Here is a 25,376-nt window from a genome sequence, read left to right as displayed (position 1 = left end):
TTCCTCCTGTTAGTAAGTGGTGAACTGATTCTGTTCGACATCTTGTAGGTACTGACCCAGGTTCTGGAAAAAGGCGGGCGGGTTGTCGATGCTGTGGCAGTGGCCGCCGTCCGGGGTCAGGACCAGCCGGGCGTGGGGCAGGGCTTGTTGCATCCGCCGGGCGGTCGCGAGTGGCATGGTGTCGTATTCTCCAAACGTCAGGAGGGTCGGGAGGGTGATGGTATGTAAGTCGGCGCGCCGGTCCCAGCCGTTTAGGGTGCCCACCATGACGAATTCGTTATTGCCCTGGAAGTGGTTGTAGACTTGCGTAGCGGTGGTGGCGACCAGTTGGCGGGGGCCCTTTTCGGGATGCCGGCAGACGAACTGGCGGTTCAAAACGTCGACCAGCGCCTGGTATTCGGGATCGTCAAAGGCTTCGGCGTGCTCGATGCCTTGCATGTAGGCGACCTGGCTAGCGGTCAGGGTGGCCGCCCGTAAGGCGTTGATGTGAACGGTGTACTCGGCGATGTTGTCGATCATGCTCATGACCACCAGCCCCTTGAGGTGTTGCCCGTATTTCAATGCGTATTCCTGGGCGAGTAGGCCACCCCAGGAGTGGCCGAGCAGGTAGAACTGGTCTAAGCCCAATTGCTGGCGGACCTCCTCAAGTTCGCTGAGGTAGTAGTCTAAGGTCAAAAAGTGCTGGTTCTCCGGGCGACTGAAGTCGGGTTGGTCGGAGAAGAAGGACCCGAGTTGGTCGTACATGGTGACCTGGACCCGATCCTCCCCGAGTTCCGCGGCGAAGTTTTCAAATTCGGTGTGGTTGCTGCCGGGGCCGCCGTGAAGACACAGCAGCTTGATGGGGCCGTGACCCACCGTGCGGGTGAATAAATGAAACCCATTCTTTAATTGCAATAAACGCGTACCTGTTGACATCGAATCCCTCCAAAAATTTGAGAAAACAAAAACGCCCTACCTGGATCAAAAACTGATCCAAATAGGGCGTCGCCACGGTACCACCTATGCTTTGCCATTGTATAAAAAAATGGCCTTAATTCACGTACGGTGGGTCGCCCCACGATACGCTAGCAAGATAATGGATGCCGCCATTAAGGACTCTCCCAAAGGTTCGTCCTTACCACGATCAGGGGATTTTCACTAGCCAGTTCGTTCAACCCCTCGCACCAAACGGGGCCTCTCTGCGGAACCTGCTGACGGTTACTTGCCTAATCATTGCGTTTAATTATTTTCTCATTGATATTTAATGATTCTTAATCTAGCACCGAATTTTTGTCCTGTCAACAGGTTGTCTGAATAAAACAGTGAATGTGAAGGAAGAAATGTGGGGACAATAATCGTTGGCGTATAAGGAATATAAAAACAATTTGGCAACCAGTGAATTTGTTGAAATAAAAAATAAATTTTTTTGAAAAATGAGAAAGCTTTGATAAGCGGCCATTCAGCTAGTGCATCGTGGAATCAAGGAATTAGATATTTAGCGCAAGGTTTGGATGCCATTACCGCTGGCGATGCTTTGATCCAGAATCATCTAACCCGGTGATATCGAAAGGTGACATGGCATTGCCAGTGGTTAGCGTTGTGCTTTAGAGCTGTTGGCACTAGGTAGATTGTAAAATTAATCCGAACGCTGTTCGGACAAAAAAGATCAGCTTCCTTTAAAATGGTTTTTACCACAAACCCATCTTTTAGGAGCTGATCTTTTGTCTAGTATAACCTATTCCGAACGAATTAAAATCGAAACCTTTTGTGAACTAGGGCTGTCCAATATCCAAATGGGCGTTCGGCTGAACCGATCACCGTCAACAATTTCTTATGAATTATCTCGATGTCAACCTTATCAGGCTGAATTAGCACAAACAGATGCCGAATACAAGCGATCACGATGTGGTCGCAAAACTAAGCTGAGCGATGAGTTAAAGCAAAAAATTCTCAACCATTTACGTCTAAGCTGGTCACCAGGAATGATTGCTCACGAAGTTAAACTAGCTACTAAATCTATTTATAATTGGCTAAATCAGGGGAGAATTGGTTTCTCCTTGAATGATCTACCTGAACATGGCGTACGCCAACGGCGTAACGTTGACCAACGACCCAAATATAATCAATCTTTGGGGCGATCAATTGAACAGCGTTCCATGATGATTAATCAACGTAATCGCATCGGCGATTTTGAACTAGATACAGTCGTTGGTCCTCGTGGGCATAGTAAGGCAGTTTTATTAACTTTAATCGATCGAAAATCACGGTTCCTTTGGGCATACCGGTTAAAAGATCGGACGACAGCGACTGTTAATGAAGCACTAACTAAGTTCCTAACCACTTTTAATGGTCCGGTGCACAGCTTTACTGTGGACCGTGGCACTGAGTTTAGTGGGCTAGTATCACTTGAATCACAATATGGTATTAAGACCTATTACTGCCATGCTTATACGCCAGCTGAACGTGGTAGTAATGAACGTTTTAATCGGAATTGACGTTATTTTTATCCTAAAGGGACTCGTTTTGAGCACATTAGTGCTCAAGATTTAACGACGACGTTACTCCAAATTAACCAGCGACCGCTTAAAATACTCGACTGGCAAACACCGTATCAGGTTATGCTGACAAATTTGTCCAAAAATTCGGATTAAATTTGCAATCTACCACTTCCTTTCAATTATCTGGTCTAAGCCGGGATTACTACCCGTTCTCTACCTTTAGCGGTACCAACCTTGATACCTTGCTTACCAGCTTCACTAGCGGTTATGGCTATGCTATAATATCAATTGTAAGCGCTATTATTTGAAACTGGGAGGAACGTCACATGTTTGAATTCTCGAGTAAGACGCGTCACGTCCTGGCCGCTTTAGTTTGTTTAGGGGCCATTACGGGCGGCGTAGTTGGTGGTACGGTCATGACCGCGCCGCAACAAGTGCAGGCGGCTAAGAAGGCCAAAAAGTCCAAAGCAAAAAAGACCGCGAAGAAAACCACTAAGAAAAAGAACCAGAACATCGATGTTCAATTCTTAGGGGTCAACGACATTCACGGGGGCCTGCAGACCACCGGGAAGCTGGTCATGGACCAGAAGACCATCGAAGGTGCCGGCACGGTCGCACGGCTGGGCGGGTACCTCGACCAGGCACAGACCACCTTTAAACAGGCCCACAAAAACGGGGTCACGGTCCGGGTCCAAGCCGGTGATATGGTCGGTGCCAGTCCGGCGAACTCCGCCTTACTCGATGATGGTCCAACCTTAGCGGCCCTCCAGGCCATGAAGATCAAGGTCGGGGTCATTGGAAATCATGAATTTGACCACGGCCTGACCCAATACGGCGACCTGGTCAACGGTCAACGTCCTAGCACCACGGGCATCAAGAATCCCCAACAGGTGCAAGCCATCAACCAGTACCCGTTCGTGAAGACCGGGATGCAAATCGTGATCGCTAACGTGACCGACAAGAAGACCGGCGAGATTCCAGCCGGGTGGAAGCCGTACACCATCAAAAAGGTCACGGATCCCAAGACCAAGGCCAGCGTGAAGGTCGGCTACATCGGCATTTTGAATACCAATTTGCCGGGCATCGCTAAGAACTATAACCTGTTAAATGAAGCGCAGACCATTGCCAAGTACGACAAGATTCTGCGGGCCAAGGGCGTGAAGGCCATCGTGGTCTTAGGCCATACCGGTGCCGTGACCCAAAATGGCAAGACTACCGGGGACGCGGTCAACGATTTGACCGAACTCAACAAGATCGACCCGAAGAACAGCGTGGATCTGTTCTTCGCCGGCCACAGTCACCAATACGCGAACGGCCGGGTCAACGGGGTTCCCGTGGTCCAGGCCGGGTTCCAGGGCCGGGGTTACGACAACATCACGGCTAAGCTGAGCACCAAGACGGGTGACTTCGTTAAGAAGAGCATCGACGCCAAGGTCGCACCGGTCTTCTCCTTAAAGGACGATCCGGCAGCCACCTTTACGAACGACAAGGCCTTTAACAAGATCACGTCGATCGTCGCCGATGCCAACAAGGACGTGGCCCCGATCATCAACACCGAAGTCGGGTCGACGGCCGGTGGCAAGGCCATCAGTAACGACCTGTCCGACAACAAGGAATCCGCTGCGGCCTACGCCGTGGTTGACGCCCAACGGACGGTGGCTAATGAAGAAGGCCACGCCACGGATATCGCCATTACCAGCAACGACTCCATTCGTAGCGGCATGAACGTTAACGAAAACGGCAAGGTCACGCTGGGAACCCTGTACGACATGCAACCATACGGGAACAGCCAACCCATCGTTGAACTGACGGGGAAGGACATCGTCGACCTGTTGAACGAACAGTACACCAAGTCGCAACTGTACTTCTTGGAAGTTTCCGGACTGACCTACAAGTACGCGCCCGCAACTTCCGGGGACCAGCTCTACACAGTCTCCGACGTGAAGACGGACAAGGGGGAAGCTCTCGTGCCGACCCAGAAGTACAAGGTGCTGACCAACGACTACTTATCAACTGGTGGGGACGCCTACACCGCCTTTACCCACGGGACCATCGTGGATAATGCCGGCCAAGACATCGACCTGTTGACGAGCTACCTGCAAAATCACAGTCCGATTCCCGTACCAGAATTGAACCGGAAAGTGCCAGTTAAATAAAGACTGATTAGACGCATCTGCCGAATTGAATTCGGCGGATGCGTTTTTAGGTTGAGCAGATAACTTAGCCCCGGTGGAAGGGTAATTGCGGCCACTAAAAAAGTCGGCACGCTGGCCGACTTTTAAGATAGTCCGATTTTCCCTTAAGTTATTTGCTGATGGTGTCCGTGATCGTGTAGGTCTTGTATCCCTTTTGGGCAACGGAATACTTAAAGGATGAACATTGGCTGAGCTTCTTAGCTTGGGCCTTAGTCAACTTAACGTTGAAGTTCCCCTTCGTCTTCACGTCAAACTTCTTGACGCACTGCTTCTTGCCCTTGGAGATGGTTAACTTGGCGTTTTTGCGACCGTTCTTGAACTCGAGCTTTTGAGCGTTCTTTTTGTAGGGCGTCCGTAACTTAATCTGTTTGGATGAAGTCACGGTCTTCATCGATGAAGACTTATCCCCTTGGGCACTCGCACTCGATGACGCACAACCACCTAAAGCTAACAAAGCAGCGGCACCAGCAACATAACCTAAAATTTTTTTCATAAAGAACTCCCCCTAAGAAAATAAATAGGTAGTCACCTTTTGGCTATCTGAGGCCTAGTCTATAGGGCCAACCATTCTGAGTCAATATTGACGTTCGGCAAATCTTTTTGGCCAATTATTTAGAAACGCTAATCATGGTTAAACGCTGATATGGTGGGACTCCAGCCGCGTTGGTCGTTAGGAAAAGCGGGTTAGCCATACTCACCAATTTATCTCGGGGATTTCCATGAAGTGGGGTGCTGATGGGATTATGGCCAAGCTAACCGAAGGTACGGGTTATCTCAGTCCCAAGGCTGGCAACCAGATTGCCAATGGATTCAAAGTATTCAATACCGTAGGGGTTTACCACTTCTTTCATGGTCGGGGAACGGCTGAAGCTCAATACTTTCTGGCTTGGGTGAAGAAGATGGGATTAGATAAGTCCACGGTACTTGCAATCGATGTTGAAGCACCCGACTTACCCTATTCCACAACCAGCCAGGTTAACGTATTCCTTCGGTATCTGATTAGTCACGGGTACAAGAATGTGATTACGTACGGATCGGGTAGCTGGTTCAATGCTGGCCGAATTAATCGTTCCCAACTGGTAGATAAAGCAATCTGGGTGGCGGCTTATGGTGTCAGTCAACCGGGAGTAGCTAATGCCAACGCTTGGCAATATACCGACAACTGGTACGGAGTAGATTGCAGTTATGATTTCGACGGTAAGCTTTCAGGTAAGGCTACCAAGGTAACCCATAAGAAAGCCTCATACTGGGCTGATAACGGCCTGTACGAAGTGATTACCAGTGAGGTTAATGTGTATGGTAAGCCAGCCTTAGACAAGGCTAATAAGCGCCGTATTCACTTCTCCAAGGGCAGTACCATTTACGGTAAGGTGTACCGGATTAAGACTGACGTTGGTTACATCTCAGCTAATAAGGACTATGTGAAGCTGGTTAGAAAGTCGGGTGGTAAGTAATGACCTTTGATCGTTGGATTGAATTAATCACCTTGGCTTTTGCTGTAGTTGCAGGTATCTATGCGGCTTTGATGGTTGTCATGAAGCCCTTCACGGATCGGCTGCAAGACATTGCTCAAAGTATGAAGGATAGCAGCCAGCGAATTGAACGGCTGTTTGATTCGCAAAATACGCTGCGTGAAGATTTCATCACTAGCAGAAGCGAGCACAAAGTTATCAACGAACGCTTAGACAACGTTGAAGGCGATGTACGTGAATTAAAAAATAAATAGTGCTAGGATTAAGTTAATCCTTCAAAGTTGACACAACCAAAAAGCCACTCATCTCATCACGAGGTGGGTGGCTTTTTTTGTGCAAATGGCGTGACATTTTAAGGCGTGACATTTTAAGTTGAACGCTATATACTCTTAATTAGGCACAAACATTCCCCTAAATAATGTTTGTATAGATTGGCTTCAAAAAAGCCCCCTACTTCGCATAGTAGAGGGCTTTTTTGCGTGCATTCTGCTTCATTTAAACGGACAAGTATACGTCTAAAAGTTGAACGTGTTGTCTGAGGACGCGTGATTATTTACTTTTTACTTTGTTAGCATCGCCGGTTTCCAAAGTTTGTATTTGAGTCGTAAGCGTATTTTGTTCAGACTCCGTTAACGATTCAAAAAAGTTTTTTTGCAATTGGGCTAAGCCATTTTGTTGAGTTGAGCTATATCCCAAAATTACCATAGCTTTCATAAAGTTTTTCAAGTGGTTGTCAATTCTTAGCGTAGTATCAAAGGTAACTGAACTGACGGATTTGTTGACGCTGATAGTTTGATCTGAGACATCTTCATCAAATATAATAGTTGCTCGTTTTTTATTCCCAAAGCACCTTGAATTTTTGTAATTTAAAATAAATAATTTATTTTTTATTTTAAATTATTTATTATCTTCGTCAAACTCGCCTGAATTGATAGCGTATTTAAGCATAGAGTCAATGACATCAACTATCTTAGCTTCCTTATGATAGGCTATATCTTTAATCATTTTATACGTACCTTCACGTACTTGTACGGGCCTAGTGACTTCTTTTTTTTGTTTAAATGGGCTTTCATTGTCGCCTAGTTGTTGGTTAGCTTGTTTTGCTAATTTTCCTAAAAAATCATTAGCCATTTTCCATTTCTCCAATCCGTTTTAGTTGTTCTTTTAGCACCATATCGTACATTCCAATTGCTCGTTTATCCCAGTGGTCTTCATTTTTGATGCCTTCGTTTGAAAACAGCTTAACTCGTTCCTGCTGCCAAATTCTGTTGGAAAATACAGCGTCTCCAAATGAATCTATGGCAGCTTGTGTTATTTCTTTATCAACTTTGGCGTCTTTTTTAACGAGGTAAAGAATTACACCAGCAACGTTAAAAGATGCTTGATAATCACTTTTTAATTGAAACATATACTGTGCAGTTTTAAGAACAGACGTGTAAGCTTGCTTTTGAGTTTGCAATACTAACGATATATAGTCACTGGCTAAAATTGCATTATTGGTAAAAATGGAGAGTGTTGGCGGAACATCAATAATAATGTAGTCAAATTGTTCTTTAAAGCTCTTGATCAGCTCACTTAATATAAGCATGCGGTCATGAGACTTAATTTTTTCAGCTTTACCAGGCCATAAACTTAGTTCCCAATCAGCTGGAATTATTGAGATATTATCGGTTAGAGTAACTACTGATTTACTTAGATCAAAATTTAGTAGTCCGTTGTAAAGAGACACAGCCGGTTCAATTTCTTTGTTAAATGTGGCTTTCATAATTTCGGTAGCATTTGCCTGTGGGTCGAGGTCAATCAGCAAAACTTTGTTTTTGTTGGCACCTAATAAATATGTGTTCATGACGCTTAGTGTAGTCTTGCCTACGCCACCTTTAAAGTTAAAATGTAGCAATGTTTTAGCTCTCATAGTATATCCTCCAATGACGCAATGATAACACAATAAGAAGATAATTTAAAATAAATAATATATAATTTAAAATAAATAATTTATTATTTATAATTTATTAGAAGTTTGACAAACTATCGATTCAGGGTTACCATTACTTCGTGGACATTAATAAATAATAAGTCTACTAAATTATATACAAAAAAACACCCACCAATTGCAGTTGGTGAGCGCCACATAAAAGTCATCTAGTTTAATGACTATTATATCATGGCCGGTGCGATTTTTAAAGCCCTAGGGGACAAGCTGGGGTCTAAATCCAAGGGGACACGTTTGCCAGTGCGACTTCAATAAGTCTGGCTATACCACAACAAGGTCATCTGTACGGCTGGGTGGTGAATGGTGAGCGCGACCATTAACGGCGCGGGTGGTAAAACGAAGCTTCGGCTTGGTGCCATTGATTAGTTGGTGATCGAACAAAAATAAATACGTATCATCAACGCCTGCTAGGGCGTTTTTTAGTAGGCTAAACCGAAAACGTAGGTTTATAATGAGTGGTGGTAGCAATACCGCAATTGTACAGACAAGCGACGGGCGTTAACGACCGACGAACTAAGGGGAAACTTTTAGTAGTAGAATTGTACTCTGGTTCAGTTATTCCCAATAGCTGATTCCAGGGAACAATTCTGCGCTCAAAACGTCACTCCCTCTAAACTGAATGGAAAACCATAACCCGTCAAGTCAAATTCCAAAGAAAAAAAGAAAGTTGGTGGAATTGTTGGAATGTAAGGATTACATTGTTCCATTGAATCCAGATGTGATCGTTAAGAAGACAATCTATCGGAGTTCTGCAAGAATTACAAATCAGCAGAGAGATCAAGTAAAAAGAGTTTTGCATAAGCAAGGGTATCGGGGGAGAATTAGTAGTATTCGATATACTCGTGTAAATTATAAGTATTCCTTTAAAGTATCCGTTAAATATCAGGGAAATGTCGGTAAGTTTTTGGTTAATACAAAGAATGAGACAGTTGAATTCAAGGGAATGGCCTAGACATGATTTCAGTGAATTTCACAAAGTATATTTACCGATAAACCAGGGATTGAATAGCTAGACCAATTGTTTCCCAGAAAATTTCACAAAGGCCAAATAACGGATCGTTGTTTTATCAGGGCGAATGGTGGTTACTTGGGATAAGGCTGAATATGTAAAGTAAAAATTGGTATATAGAAAAAAGACCATCCAATGAAGAGCTGAGGGTACCTTCTTAGACGGTCTTTTTAACACTGTATCAGAATTACAGAAACTTCTCAATGATATAGATAAGAAGGGTAATCTAAGAACGCCACCGGAACACTTAATTGTCACTAATGAAATTAGTCACTTTTAGTGATTACAATAGGGTAGGCCTAAGTTAAACAAAATGAGCTGGAAGGGAAAATATATGTTTTTGGTAGATTGCAAATTTAATCCGAATTTTTGGACAAATTTGTCAGCATAACCTGATACGGTGTTTGCCAGTCGAGTATTTTAAGCGGTCGCTGGTTAATTTGGAGTAACGTCGTCGTTAAATCTTGAGCACTAATGTGCTCAAAACGAGTCCCTTTAGGATAAAAATAACGTAAATTCCGATTAAAGCGTTCATTACTACCACGTTCAGCTGGCGTATAAGCATGGCAGTAATAGGTCTTAATACCATATTGTGATTCAAGTGATACTAGCCCACTAAACTCAGTGCCACGGTCCACAGTAAAGCTGTGCACCGGACCATTAAAAGTGGTTAGGAACTTAGTTAGTGCTTCATTAACAGTCGCTGTCGTCCGATCTTTTAACCGGTATGCCCAAAGGAACCGTGATTTGCGATCGATTAAAGTTAATAAAACTGCCTTACTATGCCCACGAGGACCAACGACTGTATCTAGTTCAAAATCGCCGATGCGATTACGTTGATTAATCATCATGGGACGCTGTTCAATTGATCGCCCCAAAGATTGATTATATTTGGATCGCTGGTCAACGTTACGCCGTTGGCGTACGCCATGTTCAGGTAGATCATTCAAGGAGAAATCAATTCTCCCCTGATTTAGCCAATTATAAATAGATTTAGTAGCTAGTTTAAATTCGTGAGCAATCATTCCTGGTGACCAGCTTAGACGTAAATGGTTGAGAATTTTTTGCTTTAACTCATCGCTCAGCTTAGTTTTCCGACCACATCGTGATCGCTTGTATTCGGCATCTGTTTGTGCTAATTCAGCCTGATAAGGTTGACATCGAGATAATTCATAAGAAATTGTTGACGGTGATCGGTTCAGCCGAACGCCCATTTGGATATTGGACAGCCCTAGTTCACAAAAGGTTTCGATTTTAATTCGTTCGGAATAGGTTATACTAGACAAAAGATCAGCTCCTAAAAGATGGGTTTGTGGTAAACACCATTTTAAAGGAAGCTGATTTTTTTTGTCCGAACAGCGTTCGGATTAATTTTACAATCTACCTTTTTTCAATATTTTTAGGATTAGTTTTGTTATCAGTTGGGATAATCTTAATTGCATTTCTATCCTCATTGATTTCATGTTAATTTAAAGCTATGAGATACGTTCTAAGACGTTTTAGAACAACTTGAATATAAATATACGTGAGTAAGATAGAATGGCTTAAAAGAGCTTATAATTGATTACAGAAAGAAATGATAACATGTGGTTAAAAATTTTTGGCATTATTCCAATGATAATGTTTATAGTTGCGTTGTTCTTAATTGGGATCGTTGGGTTAGCAATCATGATTTGGCTTATCGTTGAGTAAGACGTACCAGCTTAATGATATGAACCGAGTGACAAAACTAGATTAAAATTTAAGGCATTTCATTTACACAAGATTCTTGACGCTACCCTTTAGTTAAGTACGCAGCTTTGCTACACCATAAGAATAAGACATATTTTCAAGTAATATGATGGCTACTGTCACTTGTTTTTAACAACGCTATTAGCAAGTATCGGATGTTAGCTAAGCAGAACTTATTTCCCAATGTCGATTGGAACTAATATCAAAGTTAAGCAAGTCCAAGTCGTATCGTTCGGAACAGCGGAAACTTTCGGTACCAAAATTATTCACTGCTGTAGAGTAGAGGAGGAATGCAATATGGATATACCGACACTAGCAAAATATTTAGCTAAACGCAAACTGACATTGACCAGCGCCGAGAGCTTAACTAGCGGGACCTTTCAAAGCCAATTAGCCGCCACACCACAGGCTAGTCAAATTTATCCAGGCGGTTTCATCACCTACGCCACCACGGCTAAAACCAAGCTACTCGGCGTGCCGGCCGCTTTGATCGCAAAATATGGCGTCGTCAGTCCTGAAGTTGCTAAAAGCATGGCCCAACAAGCGCGCAAAATTGCCGGTACTGATTTTGCGTTAGCATTTACCGGCGTGGCTGGTCCTGATAAATTGGAGGGCGTAATGGTGGGGACTGTTTGTATCGGCTTAGCTAATCCGGAAACGACGTTAGCCAAAACGTATTATTTTCCTGGTGAACCTGAGTCAGTAATGACGCAGAGCTGCCAAGCAGGGATTGATTTATTGGTGCAATACTTGCAGAAATATTAAAACGATATTGCCAGCGAAATTCATCACGAGTACCGAACACCTGAATGTTTGTGTCTGTAATTCCCAGTAATTTAAGTGTATTATCTAGTTGAGACATCTATTCCTACCCCGCTTATTTTGAGTTTCGTCGCTTAAAGCATAGCACTAGGGAGGCTTAGATGCCCTTTTTTGTTATCAAAAAGGGCCTAGTACTTTTGGAATGGAAATACTTTCCAACACCAAAAATTCTAGACCCAAAACAATCCTGAAAATAAAAACGATTGGCCTAGTTATTAGGTTGATCGTTTTTTAATTTATCCGGTTTATGGGCGTTGACATAGTCAGCAAATGTTTTTAAAAGTTCTTCGGTTTGTTCGACCGAGAGGTTATTAGCTTGAAAGTACTTTTCTAATAAAGCCCCTTTTTGAATTAATCGGCGAGAACGGGCTTTGCGTGCTTGTCGATTTTCATAATACTTAGATTGGCGTAACTTAAAATCTTCCCGCTCAATTTTTTGTTTTAAACGCGCTTGTTGTTCAATTAGTTTTTCATATTGATTAGGCATGGAACTCCCCATCTCCTATGACTAATGATCTACGAACTTTTCCTTTAAAAACTCGGATACTTTTTTGGATAAGGACTTGATATTGTCATTAGATAAATTAGCATAATCTAAATTGGCTTGACTGATGATTTGTTTACCTAGCCGTTGTTCAATCGTTGTTCAATCTTATTTTTTTCGGCCTTAATTTTTTGATTAAGGGATTTTAATTTAGCTTCTTGTTTCTCTAAGTTACTTTGCTGCATAACTATCCCTCCAATCATCTTAAAATAATCACCGACACTATATCATAAGGGAAACGTTAAGTCAAAGGATAAAAGTTGAAATAGCGAAGCGGAAGGCATACACTAAATTAAAGTTAAGAGAATCAGCAGACCGAGTGAAATGAGGTTAATGCGCACTTACACATAGAATAAATTCTATGTTGTGTTAACCCCATTAAAACCTGTATTAGAAGTCGCCGTTGGCGACAACAAAGTCAAACTCATAGAATCAAAGGAAGACGGTGACCAACATGGCAATATTTCATATTAGTTTTAGTAATATTAGTGCTGGAAAAGGACGAAGTGCGATTGCCAGTGCGGCTTATCGAAGTGGTGAAAAATTATTTGATGATCAAGAAGGTCGCCGATATTTCTATGCCCGATCGGTAATTCCAGAAAGCTTTATTTTAACCCCCAAAAATGCACCAGAATGGGCCAGTAATCGAGAACAATTATGGAATGAAGTTGAAAAGAACGATCGTAAATCAAACTCACGGTATGCAAAAGAATTTAACGTGGCTTTACCGGTAGAATTAAGTGAATCCGAACAGAAAGAATTACTGACAAAATATGTGCAAGAAAATTTTGTCGATCAAGGTATGGTAGCTGACGTAGCAATTCATCGCGATCACCCAGACAATCCGCATGCACATGTGATGTTAACCAATCGCCCATTTAACCCCGATGGTAGTTGGGGATTAAAAGCAAAGACGCAGTACATTAAAGATGAAAATGGCAAGCAACTTCTAACTAAAAGTGGGTTCCCAAAACAAAGAAAAATTTGGTTAGTCGATTGGGATAAAAAAGAAAAAATTAATGAGTGGCGAAAAAATTGGGCAACAAGTGTTAATCAGTCTTTAGCACAAAAAAACATTCCCGATCGGATCAGTGAAAAATCATTTATCGATCAAGGAATTCAAGAGACACCTACCCAACACGAAGGGATTAACAGTCAACGACAAAACCGAAAAGCATTTAATCAACAAGTTAGAGCACAAAGAAGCACTCAAGCTAAGTATTATAATCTTGACGAAAAGATTCGAAATCATGAACATTTTGATGCATTAACTGACGAGTTATCATTTTCCGAAAAGCACACGATTAGCCACCTAAGTCAACAACTGAAAACCTATGTCGATTTAGAGCATTTAGGCGATAAACAGCGCATGCTGTTTAATTGGAAAAACAGCTTATTAATTAAGCATGCGGTTGGTGAAGATGTAACTAAACAACTGTTGACCATTGGCCAGCAAACGACATCACTAGCACAAGCTAATCAGTTGTTAAATAAAGTGGTGGAACGAGCAACAAAAAAGCTTTATCCAGAGCTTGATTTTGAACAGACAACTGCAGCTGAACGACGGGAACTAATTAAAGAGACTAATAGCGAACAAACGATTTTTAAAGGTAGCGAATTGGCAGAACGGTTAGCGGATATTCGAAACGACTTATTAACCCAGCAATTATTGACGTTTACCAAGCGGCCATATACCAGCTGGCAGTTAGTTAATCAGCAAGCCCAGACGATTGAGAAGCAATTAACCACGGTACTAGCCAAACATGGTCACCAGTTAGACGATTTGAAGCCTACTGATCGGGGCATACTAGCCGCTTATGAACCTAACGAACTCGAATTCATTTCGAAAGCGGTGAAAGATTTACGTGTCATGCGGGAAGTTAAAGCCGTAGTGCAAACCCAATACGACAGCATTCTAACGACTGCTTTTCCGGACAGTGACCTCGATAAGCTAGAGACAATTGACAAGGAGCAAATCTATACCGCTGTGGTTTACTATGACCCAGAATTAAAGCCATTAAGCGCCGATGATCTTAGTCAATTACAACAGCAGCCACCGGTAGTCTTTACTAGTCAGCAACACCAAGCCGGTTTAAATTACCTGTTAGGTAAAATGGAATTAAAAGATATTCAGGATCATCGACTGCAACGGGTCTTAAAACATGATGGCACCCGGCAACTGTTTATCGGCGAATGTGGCCAAGATCCTAAGTTGGATCACCAACAAATTGAAATGGTGCAAGCCCGTTTGAAACAACAGACAATGCGCTTTGATCAATATAAGCGAGCTCAAGTTAAGGGCTATCAGGCCATTAATTACCATCCAACTAGCCCGAAAAATTACCTGATGAATATTTTGGACGAAGCCTTAATGACCATTTTATATGCGAAAAATACGGACTATCTAAGAAAACAGCGACTACGTGGACTAAAGGAGACCGAGTGGGAAATGACGAAAAAGCAACGGCAACACCAAACTCGAAACCGGCATGAAGATGGGGGCATGCACTTGTAATCTAAATGTAAAATTAAAGGAGCCTATAAGTATTTAAAAGAAATTACTGAAAATGGGGCTTATTATCAAGTAGCTTGGCAAAAATTAGCCGATGGCTACGTTGCCCTTTATGGCACGACCCCGATTCAAATAAGATCATTGCCAACATTGAATGATATTTTTGAAGATGAGGAGGGGTATCTTATGCCAAATAAAGCAGATGTTAAGGCTTGGAAAGCACAATTAGTCGCCCAGGCTGAACAGCAAATCCTAAAATTAACTGATAGTGACCAATTTAAAAAGTATCTCAATACCCTGGCTAAATTTCATCGTTATAGCGCCAGAAACATTGATTTAATTTATGCGCAAAATCTTCAAGCCACTCAAGTCGCCGGTTTTAAGCAATGGCAGAAGGCTTTTAACCGCACCGTCAACCGGGGCGCAAAAGCGATTCGGATTGCGGCTCCGATCATTAAGAAGCTAACACCAGCCGAGCAGAAGCGTCTTGATACCACCGATGAGCGCGCCATTGTCGGTTATCGCTATCTACCCGTCTTTGATGTGGCACAAACTAGCGGTGAACCAATATCTGATTATGATCAATAGGGATCATACCAACGTAGAAGTTGTTTAAATCAATAACGGTCAAAGAATTAGGAACACGCAGTTTAAGCACTTCTTGGGCTAAAGCTTTCATATTATAGGCATTATTATCAGATATTAAAGTAATATCACTGCCTTCACAAAGGTAGAAATCTGCTGAAGCAACATTACCAAGTAGCTGAAAAGTTGACTGATTCATGATATCTCCCTGACTATTTACAAAAAAGTGCTTTATTTTGCAGAATTAGGCGTGTCATTCTGTTCTACAAGGGTATAATTAAAATTAGGTTGGCTCAATATAATTGAGCGGGAAGGAATTTATTGGGAGAAAAGAAATTACATTATAAAATGGCAGATTGCAAGAAATAACTTGAACGAATTTAATGACGTAAATTAAGCAAGAAGTGGATCGAGTCGTCAAGTTATTGACTGATGACTATCAAACGAATTTCCGGGCGATTGAGCAGATGCTAAAAGAGTCGGTTCAAGAATTCGGCGAAGGCTGGGGCAGTATTTCACTATTGACTCAAATCTCAAAGGGACAGCGACTAACGATGTCGGATTTAGCTGAGCGGAATCACATTACTAAAGGGGCGATTTCAACTCAAGTTACCGGCATGTTAACTAAAGGTTTAGTCGAAGTGGTTGCGGACTGCAATGATCGACGTCGGTATTATATTCATTTGACAAGCAAGGGCGAACGCTTAATGAAGCGTGTTAACGATCACACTCAATTTGTTGCCCATGATGTCATTAAAACGATGGGGATGGTTGGCGTCAAACTGCTACATAACGACTTTACGACGTTTACGAGTACGATTATTAACTCAACCCATTATTACAGTAATGATGAGTCTGAATAAACGACAAGGCAGAAACGTTGTTGCACATGCTCTAGCGACTCAATTTTTAAAAAATGAGGGGGTATTATTTTGGAAACTAAAACACACTTCAAAATGTACAAAGATGGAAAACAATGGCTTGTCAGTGGTATTACGGCAATGGCCTTGGGATTGGGACTGACTGGGTATTTGACAACAGTTAATGTTCACGCTGACAGCAATACTGATTTAGCGACAAACGACAGCGTCAGTGGCGCGAATTTCACGTCAGTAACGACGGGATCGGCAGTTGCGCTCTCAACCGCAACTAGTGCAGCTTCAAAGTCAGCAGTTAGTGTTGCTTCGCAAACGTCAGCAAATACTGCGGTCGCTACTTCAACAGCAAGTTCTGAATCACAAACGTCTGCAGTGAAAACGAACGCATCAACGCCAACTAGCACTGAAGTTTCTAGTTCGTCTGCAAGCTCTGGTCAACAAAAAATAGATAATAGTGCTGCTGCATCATCTCACTCCGATTCTGTGAGTGTTGCTTCGACAGCGAGTTCCAATGCTGAGGCAGACAATCATTCAGACACTACGAGTGAGGTACAAGCGGTAACTTCATCAACGCCAACTAGCACTGAAGTTTCTAGTTCGTCTGCAAGCTCTGGTCAACAAAAAATAGATAATAGTGCTGCTGCATCATCTCACTCCGATTCTGTGAGTGTTGCTTCGACAGCGAGTTCCAATGCTGAGGCAGACAATCATTCAGACACTACGAGTGAGGTACAAGCGGTAACTTCATCAACATCTACTGAGCAAACTGAGTTGATGGCTGCAGCAAAAAATTTGAGCGTAGGTAGAGCCACTAGCCTAGATCTGTTATCCGATACTGATACCACGCCTGCCACTGACATTACAGCCTCTGCCACTTTGCAATCGGATCACGACCTCTACACCGAACCGACTAGTGATCCCACTCAGACCAACCCATGGACAGGGCAGCCAACTTTTATGTATTTGAATGATCCTAACGATGCAACGGCAATCCTGCCTTACACTGATGAACATTACATTCATTACCCAACAGCTACTGGCTGGACAGGATACGTTTATTACGTTACTGATGATGCGGCCCGTGGGTCTGAATTTGGAACAAAAGGTTTTCATCAGCTACATCTCTGGTATGCTGGCGACCCTTCTAAGGGATATGCAATTGCACCGTTTGAAACACCCGGTAACCCTGCTGTTGATACTTATTACCACCTTTATCCTGATCCACAGCAGGCCACAATCGTCTATCTTGATGACACCACTCATAAAATGCTTCACTATACAAATCTCAAAGGTGGGCGGACCTCTTCGATTTCAAACTATGATCAAACCAACATTTTGAACGCATATGCAAATCTTGGTTATGAAGTGGTTAGCAATGATTTTACAAAAGGATTTAAATATGGAGACGGCACTACAAAGCAGCAATTTCTTGTTCATTTAAAGCACAAAATTGCTACGGCAACGGTTACGACGCCAGGTAAAACGGGGCAGCCGTTTGATCCTACAGTGCCAAATGGTCCAAAGTGGCCGAACGGTTTTGAAAAAGATTCTTTAAACAAGGTTGTTACGCAAACCGTTCACTATGTTTATACCGACGGCACAAAGGCGGCGGATGACAAAACCGATCAAGTGACGTTTACGCGGACAGGGACCATTGATGAGGTTACAGGCGACAGTTTGTATCAAGCATGGACTGCAACCAACGGGGATACGACGTTCAATAAAAAAATTTCGCCTGTAATCACCGGTTATACGCCCGATCATCAGTCAGTCGACGAAGTCACAGGTCTGACGGAAACTAGTGCTAATGTAGTGACAACTGTAACGTATGCGATAAATAAAGAGACAGCTAAGGTCACATACATTGACGATGCAAATGGTCAAACGCTAGAAACCAAAGATCTGAGCGGTAATTTCAATACGACGGACTCATATCGAACAAAGCCAACGATTGATGGCTATTTAGGCAATGGCTACACATTTGTCAGTGATAACTACCCAACTGATGGGGTTGTCTATAGCCAGGATGGCACTGTGCAACAATTCTACGTTCACTTAATTAAGAAGACTGCGCCAACGGAACCAAATAAGCCATCGACGCCAGAGAAACCGAATGTACCGAACAAGCCATCGACGCCGGAGAAACCAGACGTACCAAATAAGCCGTCAACTCCGAAAAAGCCAAACGTACCAAACAAGCCTGCTACTCCGGAAAAGCAGAACATTCCAAACGTGCCAACAACTCCTGAAAAGGTTGATGTCCCTTCGACACCGGACCAGCCTAGTGTTTCTGTTACGTCGATTCACTTAACGCCATCTGTACCGGTCGCAACGCCAGTACAAGGACAACCAGGAAATCCTTCCCAGCCAAGTAACGCTACTAACAATGGAGTAATCAATACGTCGACTAATACAGGATCTAAAGTTAACAACGGTGCTGTTAATTCACCAGAATTACCTCAAACTGGTGAAAACAATAGTCAAAGTCAAACAATTTCATTTATTGGTATTTTGTTGGCAATGTTTGGAAGTTTACACGGTTTTCTTGGTATCAAGAAACGTCGTAATGATTAACCATTAAATAAATATATCTGTAGCGAATATAGATTATTTAAAGAGGACCCTGAAGAATATTATTATTCTTCAGGGTCTTTATTTGGCTCTACGTCGGCAAGAATGTCAATAGGCCGGACAAAAGAAGTTACGGTCTGACGAAGGCACTTGGTTATTTCTTAAATTCACGCATCATCAGGTCTTTTACCAGTGTTTTATTTTGTTTTGATGTGACCGAGGAACGACAAACAAAGTTGCGAGATAAACCCAGTTTTGATTGATCAGGTGAATATAGGTGATGTCAATGGTAACGACCCCAGATAAATCAGCTAGATGTCTCATTAAATTAGGCTTCTGCGACGTGTCAGTATTGGTTGTAGGCTTTTTAGGACGTTTTCGATACATAGTCGATTGAATGCCTAATTCATGCATGACCTGCCAAATCGTTCGGCAAGAATGTCAATGGTCCGGACAAGAATTGTACGGTTGGACGTGCGGACGTTTTTTTGGGCTCAAATCGTCAGTGTGGTTTGTGGGATCAATCTTCATTTGCACACCGAAACCGGAGGTGCCCGCTTCTTCTGCATCAGCATAATCAATCCCAACGCTAACCACTTCACCTTGTGCTTGATGGTGACGAAGTCTGCCAGCAACCTGATCGGCAATCTCGCTAAGCACGACTTTAATCTCCTTTGCCTGCGTGTAATCACACATGAGCACCTGACTATTGCCATAGTCTTTTTTCACATTTACTGGGTGGTAACTTTAATTATGCAATCTAGGGATGCCAATGATTTAGAGGCTAATATCAAGCGAGCTTTTTCCGCTCATGCCGATGCGGTTGTGCTGTTGGTGGATCACACTAAAATCGGTAAGCATCAACTATACATGAGTGCACCAATGAGCGCGATTAACTACATTGTTACCGATAAATCGCTACCCGAAACGATCTTCAATACAGCTCGGAATAATCATGTTCAAGTTTTTGAGGGTCTAGAATTTTTGGTGTTGGAAAGTATTTCCATTCCAAAAGTACTAGGCCCTAATTTAAAAAGCCATTGATAATGGATCAAAAACGGCCATTAGGGTATGCCCTATTGGTCTTTTTTATTTCTGTGCTATACTAGGAATTACAAGTGTTCATTAGAACTGTCCAAAAGGAGAATTGGAAATGGCTAAAATCGGTTATGCGCGTGTGAGTTCCAAGGAGCAACATTTAGATCGACAATTAGCGGCTTTAAAAGGCGTTGATAAATTATTTACGGATAAATTAAGTGGGGCTAACACTAATCGGCCAGAACTGCAAAAAATGCTGGCCTATATTCGTGAGGGTGATATTGTCCTGGTCACTGAATTAGATCGCTTAGGCAGAAACAACCAGGATTTGACTAAGATCATGAACTCCATTCAAAATAAGGGGGCCACCCTAGATGTGTTGAATTTACCGTCCATGACCGGGATTGCGGATCCCAACTTACGGCAACTGATGACCAATTTGATTATTGAACTCTACAAGTACCAAGCTGAAAGTGAACGTAAGCGGATCATTGAGCGACAGCAACAAGGCATTGCGCTTGCCAAACAGCAAGGTAAATATCATGGCCGCAAACCCCAATATGCCAAAGATGATCCCCGTTTGCAACACGCTTTTAAGCTTTATCAAACGGGTATGAGTGATGTAGATGTTGCCCGTAATACAGGGATTAAACGGACGACCTTTATCAGATATCGAAAGAAATTCAATATACAAAGATGATGTTTACATGAGAGAATCATAGCAGAGCGGACCACTTGAAACTTCTAACTCCACTAAAATCCGAGAAATGACCAAGAAAAATGACAACTCTTCGAATATTGTTACTTCAAATTAAAATCAAAAATGATTACCTTAAAAATTGAGGTTTTTTAATTAAAATGGCAAATTCTATAATTAATCCGAACAGAAATTAAAAAGCCCAAAGCAATCACTTACAATGGTAGTAACTAATTCCAACCAATATAGGGAGTGATTACTTTGGGTACATCTACTTTATCACGTTTTCAACGTGGCGCACTAGCACAACTGGTCAATGAGGGGAATAAATCTTACCAAGTAATGGCTGACGCCTTAGGCGTCGCCAAAGCTACGATTAGCTATGAGTTGGACCGGGTTAAACCTTATGATCCAGAATTAGCTCAGCAAGATGCAGATCGCAAAAGGCGGAATTGCGGTCGTCGTTCGATGCTGACGGCAGCATTAGCGACTTTAATTACCAACCACCTACGTTTAACTTGGTCACCAGAAGCGATTGCGACAGCTTTTAACCTGAGCACTGCGTCAATTTATAATTGGCTTAATCGTGGCTGGCTCCCCTTCAAATTGACTGATCTACCCAATCGGAATGTCCGCCAGCACCGAGTGAGCGAAAATCGTGGGAAATTTACAAGTGGGACTTCCATCGAACAACGGCCAATAACTGTTAATCAACGGTTAGCATTTGGTCATTGGGAAGTAGATACGGTGCTTTCTAGTCGAAGTGAGTCACGATCATGTCTGGTTACATTCGTAGAACGTAAGACCCGACTTCTATGGGCCATCAAAGCCCCTAATAGAACGGCTAAGGCTCTAAACACCGCCTTTGGCAAGTTTATGGGGGCCTTCGGTCCCCAAGTAAAATCCATTACTGTTGATCATGGTAAAGAGTTTGCCAATTATCAGGCCTTAGAACAGGATTATCAGATCAAAGTTTATTTTTGCCATCCATATTCACCATGGGAGCGAGGTTCCAATGAATATTTTAATAGACGGTTACGCTGGTTCTTCCCGAAAAAGACCAATTTTAGCCAAGTAACGACTGATGAGATCCTAGCAGCACTTGAACTAATTAATCAACGACCATTAAAAATACATCATCAACAGACTGCCATTGAAAGTTTCCGGGCTTGTTCGGATTAAACTTGTAATTTGCCAAATAATATTATTTTATGCTGTGTTATCCGCAATTCTAAATCTGGATCATAGTGATATTTGATAGCTTTGTAGCAGTATGTAAATAAAATTATTATTCTGATAAAAGCAAGCAACGATTGACAATTCTGATCGTTATTTTTCGAATCATGGCGTTTTTATATTACAATGATCCTAGAAAAAGTAAAGTTATGGAGGCGATTAGATGAGTGATTTGGATCAGACAAACAGCTATCGATACGTCATTGTTGGTGGCGGAGTGGTTGCTGGCTATGCCATCAAGGGAATTCGACAGGAAGATTCAGAGGGTGAGATCTTAATTATTTCGCAAGAGGCGGATGTCCCATATGAACGACCGGCACTGAGTAAAAAACTATGGCTAGATGATGAATTTACTGAAGAGAACATTCAGATTGGTGCTGAAAATTATCCCAATGTGACTTTTAAGTTCAAGACAACGGTTACGGCTATTAATCGGCAAGATAAGGTCATTACATTGGCCGATAGTGAGCAAATCAAGTATGAACAGCTATTGCTAGCAACTGGCGGAGAACCTAGACAAATCCAGGGACCTTCTGATCCACATGTGCTAGTCTTTAGACAGTGGTCAGATTATCGCAAGTTACGTAAATTTAGTGGTCCGAACAAGCGAGTTGTGATCATTGGTGGTGGATATGTTGGTACAGAGCTCGCATCGTCACTGACCCAAAATGAGACTGAAGTTACGATGATTTTTCCAGAAAAAGCGCTGGGTGAGGGTAAATTTCCTGAGTCTATTCGGACTGAGTATGAAGCCACGTTCAAACGCAATGGTGTCACACTGATGAGTGGTCAGTTTGTCCAATCATATCAACGCCAAGGTGACCACTTGACTCTATTGACAAAGGATGGTACGGTGATCGCAGCCGATACGATCATTGTTGGGTTAGGCGTTACGCCGCGGATTAGTTTAGCTGAAGACAGTTGTTTGGATTTAGCTGATGGTGGTGTGAAAGTTAATGAGTATCTCAATACTAGTGACTCAGCCATCTGGTCTGCTGGAGATATTGCCTCTTATCCAGATCACATCTTGGGTCGGCAACGGATTGAGCACGTGGACCATGCCCGACTTTCTGGTGAATTAGTTGGCCGTAATATGGCAGGTGCTCACATGAGCTATCAGCATACCCCATACTTCTATTCCATGATTTTTGATATTTCCTGGCAAGCAATCGGTAATATTGATCCTAAATTGCAATTGATTTTTGATCGGCGAACGCATGGATCGCTTGTCTATTTCATAGATACCGATAAGTTAGTTGGTGTTTTAGTTTGGAATGTTAAGGTGAATCTTGATGATGTTCGCGCATTGCTTGCGAACGCTCCAGATACAGATGATCTGGTGGGCTCCATTCGAGAGAAGAAGGCTTAGTATCTGGATGAGATATCGGTGAATCATTGCGTCATCACGAATGTACTTTAGAACAAAATGGCCATCATTAACGATGGCTCAGTAGCAAATAAAAACTAGCCTTGAGTCATTTTAAAGTGCATGAAGTGCAACACAAAAGTTAGACAAAAGTAAATATTATTATGCCGCTAAGGTATGTTCTCGATACTCACACGGGGACATACCCTTTATTTTTGATGAGATTCGTCGGTAATTGAACCAATTAACATATTCTAAAGAAACTGCTTTTAATTCGGCTAAGCCTTTACACGGTGAGAATCCAGCCAAACATTCGGTCTTATAAAGGTGAAAAAAGCTTTCAATCGGGGCATTATCATGACAATTTCCCTTGCGGGACATACTTTGGATAAATTCATGTTCAGATAATTTTTTTGTATAGGAATCTAGTTGGTAATGCCATCCTTGATCGGAATGAGTGATGGGTTGAACATTACTTGGTAACTTATTGATTAATTCATCAACGGTCTTGGTTATTAGAATGCAATTGGGACTATTACTGATTTGAAATGCTAAAATTTCCTTGCTGGCCTCGTCGGTAATAGCTGAGATATAAGCTCATCGTGGTTCGCTAAGCGAATTTGCGTAATATCTGTATGGAGTACTATATAAGGCTTAGCCTGTTTAAAGTCTTGTTCCAAGAGATTTTCGGCGATCTTACCGACGGTACCCTTATAAGAGGAATATTTACTACTGTTCTTGTTCCGGTTATAAAGACTCACTTGTACGCCCAATTCATCCATTAGTCGACAACCGCATCTGCGATATGAACATCAAGCTTAATTAGTTCATCTTGAACCCACCGGTAACCGTAGGTTAACCGACCACGATACTTACCATTTTCAGCATATTTATCATTATGATTTTTGATCCCTTTACGTTCATCATTATGCGTGGCCTTCTTAAGCCCAATGGCACTAAGTATATCGCCAATTCTATAACGTTGTTTCTTGGGTAACTTGACTTGATCCGCCCTGATCTGATCAACTATTTCTTTTTTTTGATGCCCTTTGAAGGTCCGAACAGGGTCATTGATTTTTTAGGATGTCATTCTCCAACTTTGTGTCATAGAATTCCTGATTCTTTTGAGCGATCTCGCTTCGTAAACGCTCGATTTCACTCTGTTTTTCTAATTGACGAATCTGTTTTTTAGAACGTTTCGTTTTGGTTGACCTACCTTTGGGATGAGGCTCTAAGCTAGAATAGCCGTCTCGAATAAGCGTTTTTCGCCAAACACTAATCTGACAGGCTAAAACGTTGTATTTTCCGGCAACCTCGGCTAAAGACTCATCATGAGTTTGGTAGTAGTTTATCACATACCATTTAAATTCTGCCGAGAACTTACGCCGAGTTTTGCACCGCTTAAGTGTTTCAATGCCGTTCAGATGATATTGTTGAAGCCATCGATTAACTTGTCGCTTGGGTAATTGATGATTTCTTGCTAGTTCCGCTCCGGAAGTACCGTCGCTGAGATGTTCATTTATAATTTGAGCTTTTAAAACAGAACTATTATTTAACCATGAAAAAAGTACCTCACAATCGTTAGACTTCTTTGTCTAACAATTATGAAGCACTTCACTAAAGGGCATTTTTAACTCTGCACAAATTGATGAAGGTAGTATCTGAGGTGATTGGTACAAGCAATATAATAACACGGATTAAGGCATAAGAAAAGCCCCTACAAGACCAAGAGTAAGGGCCAACTAATCATACATGAAAGGGCATTTTCATGCACTTAAATATTAACACTTTTTTACGTAATAAAAAAGCACTCTAGAAAGGAACTAGCGAGCTTTTTTAAGGCAAAGATTTTCTGGAATAAAATCTAAGCAAGAGGTAGATTAACTCTGGGACACTCAGAGTATAACACTTCTTCAGAACAAGAAAAGCCCCCTACCAGACTGATAGCAAGTACTCACAAAACGTAAATGAAAGAGCATCCTCATGCAAACAATATGATATCACAGATGAAAGTAATAAAAAAGCCCTTACCCATGGGGGATAGGGACTCCTTCAATCAATCAACACACATGCACGTACACAGAGATACCTCTCCATGCACTTATATACTACCACCAACTAGTACAGGGTTGCAACAATCCATAACCCAATCCAGTCAATGGCACATACAGCACCAATGAATCCCCAGTTGAGAAAAGTGGATACCAGAAATATCCAAAAGCAGGATTTCCGTAGCGTTTTCAAGTCGGCATA

Annotated in this window: 21 protein-coding genes and 3 pseudogenes; 13 read left to right on the top strand and 11 right to left on the bottom strand. The window is 42.3% G+C overall.

Annotated elements, in window-relative coordinates:
* Positions 1-9: 9 nt before the first annotated feature.
* Positions 10-915: a proline iminopeptidase-family hydrolase gene (locus EKM84_RS12240; protein WP_110140163.1), complete on the bottom strand. Its 906-nt coding sequence runs from the start codon at positions 913-915 to the stop codon at positions 10-12.
* Positions 916-1,700: 785 nt separating this feature from the next.
* On the opposite strand from EKM84_RS12240, the pseudogene EKM84_RS12230 reads away from it, so the two are divergent.
* A pseudogene (locus EKM84_RS12230) lies at positions 1,701-2,630 on the top strand (IS30-like element ISLpl1 family transposase).
* A gap of 173 nt (positions 2,631-2,803) precedes the next feature.
* Positions 2,804-4,633 (top strand): bifunctional metallophosphatase/5'-nucleotidase, encoded by a 1,830-nt coding sequence (locus EKM84_RS12225; protein ID WP_125766003.1) that lies wholly within the window; start codon positions 2,804-2,806, stop codon positions 4,631-4,633.
* 148 nt (positions 4,634-4,781) lie between these two features.
* Here EKM84_RS12225 and EKM84_RS12220 read toward each other — a convergent pair whose 3' ends face one another.
* Positions 4,782-5,165, bottom strand: a complete 384-nt coding sequence (locus tag EKM84_RS12220) for a hypothetical protein (protein ID WP_125766002.1) — start codon at positions 5,163-5,165, stop codon at positions 4,782-4,784.
* Between the two features lie 226 nt (positions 5,166-5,391).
* Here EKM84_RS12220 and EKM84_RS12215 point away from each other — a divergent pair, with 226 nt between their 5' ends.
* Complete coding sequence (locus EKM84_RS12215) at positions 5,392-6,126, top strand: GH25 family lysozyme (RefSeq protein ID WP_125766001.1); 735 nt, start codon at positions 5,392-5,394, stop codon at positions 6,124-6,126.
* Positions 6,126-6,398: a hypothetical protein gene (locus EKM84_RS12210; RefSeq protein ID WP_125766000.1), complete on the top strand. Its 273-nt coding sequence runs from the start codon at positions 6,126-6,128 to the stop codon at positions 6,396-6,398. The genes EKM84_RS12215 and EKM84_RS12210 overlap by 1 nt, the downstream gene beginning before the upstream one ends.
* A gap of 295 nt (positions 6,399-6,693) precedes the next feature.
* Here EKM84_RS12210 and EKM84_RS12205 read toward each other — a convergent pair whose 3' ends face one another.
* The 4 genes from EKM84_RS12205 to EKM84_RS12180 all read right to left on the bottom strand — a co-directional run bounded on the left by EKM84_RS12205 (position 6,694) and on the right by EKM84_RS12180 (position 10,429).
* Positions 6,694-6,933, bottom strand: a complete 240-nt coding sequence (locus EKM84_RS12205) for a DUF5388 domain-containing protein (protein ID WP_225418200.1) — start codon at positions 6,931-6,933, stop codon at positions 6,694-6,696.
* A gap of 108 nt (positions 6,934-7,041) precedes the next feature.
* Positions 7,042-7,275 (bottom strand): hypothetical protein, encoded by a 234-nt coding sequence (locus EKM84_RS12200; RefSeq protein WP_125765999.1) that lies wholly within the window; start codon positions 7,273-7,275, stop codon positions 7,042-7,044.
* A complete protein-coding gene (locus EKM84_RS12195) occupies positions 7,268-8,056 on the bottom strand; it encodes a ParA family protein (protein WP_125765998.1) in 789 nt (262 codons plus the stop codon). Before EKM84_RS12195 ends, EKM84_RS12200 begins: the two co-directional genes overlap by 8 nt.
* A 1,443-nt stretch (positions 8,057-9,499) precedes the next feature.
* Entirely contained in the window at positions 9,500-10,429 is a 930-nt protein-coding gene (locus EKM84_RS12180; protein ID WP_015473476.1) for an IS30-like element ISLpl1 family transposase, read from the bottom strand.
* A gap of 742 nt (positions 10,430-11,171) precedes the next feature.
* On the opposite strand from EKM84_RS12180, the gene EKM84_RS12170 reads away from it, so the two are divergent.
* Positions 11,172-11,639 (top strand): CinA family protein, encoded by a 468-nt coding sequence (locus EKM84_RS12170; protein WP_041816491.1) that lies wholly within the window; start codon positions 11,172-11,174, stop codon positions 11,637-11,639.
* Positions 11,640-11,904: 265 nt separating this feature from the next.
* Here the strand turns inward: EKM84_RS12170 and EKM84_RS12165 are convergent, their stop codons facing one another.
* Both EKM84_RS12165 and EKM84_RS12160 read right to left on the bottom strand, forming a co-directional pair.
* Complete coding sequence (locus EKM84_RS12165) at positions 11,905-12,183, bottom strand: hypothetical protein (protein WP_003680647.1); 279 nt, start codon at positions 12,181-12,183, stop codon at positions 11,905-11,907.
* Positions 12,184-12,204: 21 nt separating this feature from the next.
* A pseudogene (locus tag EKM84_RS12160) lies at positions 12,205-12,425 on the bottom strand (hypothetical protein).
* 269 nt (positions 12,426-12,694) lie between these two features.
* On the opposite strand from EKM84_RS12160, the gene mobQ reads away from it, so the two are divergent.
* On the top strand, positions 12,695-14,755 hold the full coding sequence (gene mobQ, locus EKM84_RS12155) for a MobQ family relaxase (RefSeq protein ID WP_125765996.1): 2,061 nt from the start codon (positions 12,695-12,697) through the stop codon (positions 14,753-14,755).
* A gap of 183 nt (positions 14,756-14,938) precedes the next feature.
* Positions 14,939-15,322: pseudogene (locus EKM84_RS12145) on the top strand (ArdC-like ssDNA-binding domain-containing protein); the annotation flags it as partial.
* Here the strand turns inward: EKM84_RS12145 and EKM84_RS12140 are convergent.
* Entirely contained in the window at positions 15,306-15,536 is a 231-nt protein-coding gene (locus EKM84_RS12140) for a hypothetical protein (protein WP_225354318.1), read from the bottom strand. The pseudogene EKM84_RS12145 and the gene EKM84_RS12140 overlap by 17 nt on opposite strands.
* Positions 15,537-15,762: 226 nt before the next feature.
* Here EKM84_RS12140 and EKM84_RS12135 point away from each other — a divergent pair, with 226 nt between their 5' ends.
* The 6 genes from EKM84_RS12135 (at position 15,763) to EKM84_RS12100 (ending at position 23,126) form a co-directional block, all read left to right on the top strand.
* Entirely contained in the window at positions 15,763-16,200 is a 438-nt protein-coding gene (locus EKM84_RS12135) for a MarR family winged helix-turn-helix transcriptional regulator (protein WP_082265494.1), read from the top strand.
* A gap of 69 nt (positions 16,201-16,269) precedes the next feature.
* On the top strand, positions 16,270-18,789 hold the full coding sequence (locus EKM84_RS12130; protein WP_125765995.1) for a mucin-binding protein: 2,520 nt from the start codon (positions 16,270-16,272) through the stop codon (positions 18,787-18,789).
* Positions 18,790-19,194: 405 nt separating this feature from the next.
* Entirely contained in the window at positions 19,195-19,830 is a 636-nt protein-coding gene (locus EKM84_RS14555) for a hypothetical protein (protein WP_449821073.1), read from the top strand.
* Between the two features lie 109 nt (positions 19,831-19,939).
* Entirely contained in the window at positions 19,940-20,524 is a 585-nt protein-coding gene (locus EKM84_RS12110) for a recombinase family protein (protein WP_025086106.1), read from the top strand.
* Between the two features lie 258 nt (positions 20,525-20,782).
* Positions 20,783-21,703 carry an IS30-like element ISLsa1 family transposase gene (locus EKM84_RS12105; RefSeq protein WP_125765994.1) on the top strand — a complete coding sequence of 307 codons (921 nt, stop codon included), beginning with the start codon at positions 20,783-20,785 and terminating at the stop codon, positions 21,701-21,703.
* A gap of 217 nt (positions 21,704-21,920) precedes the next feature.
* Positions 21,921-23,126, top strand: coding sequence for an NAD(P)/FAD-dependent oxidoreductase (locus EKM84_RS12100; RefSeq protein ID WP_125765993.1), 1,206 nt, complete (start codon positions 21,921-21,923; stop codon positions 23,124-23,126).
* A 159-nt stretch (positions 23,127-23,285) separates the two neighbouring features.
* Here the strand turns inward: EKM84_RS12100 and EKM84_RS14535 are convergent, their stop codons facing one another.
* Both EKM84_RS14535 and EKM84_RS12090 read right to left on the bottom strand, forming a co-directional pair.
* Positions 23,286-23,705, bottom strand: coding sequence for a transposase (locus EKM84_RS14535; protein WP_411348113.1), 420 nt, complete (start codon positions 23,703-23,705; stop codon positions 23,286-23,288).
* Positions 23,706-24,190: 485 nt separating this feature from the next.
* Positions 24,191-24,646: a transposase gene (locus EKM84_RS12090; RefSeq protein ID WP_225418199.1), complete on the bottom strand. Its 456-nt coding sequence runs from the start codon at positions 24,644-24,646 to the stop codon at positions 24,191-24,193.
* Between the last annotated feature and the right edge of the window lie 730 nt (positions 24,647-25,376).

Source organism: Levilactobacillus mulengensis, from assembly GCF_003946045.1.
GTDB classification, from domain to species: Bacteria; Bacillota; Bacilli; order Lactobacillales; family Lactobacillaceae; genus Levilactobacillus; species Levilactobacillus mulengensis.
This window is presented reverse-complemented; position numbering and strand designations above follow the sequence as displayed.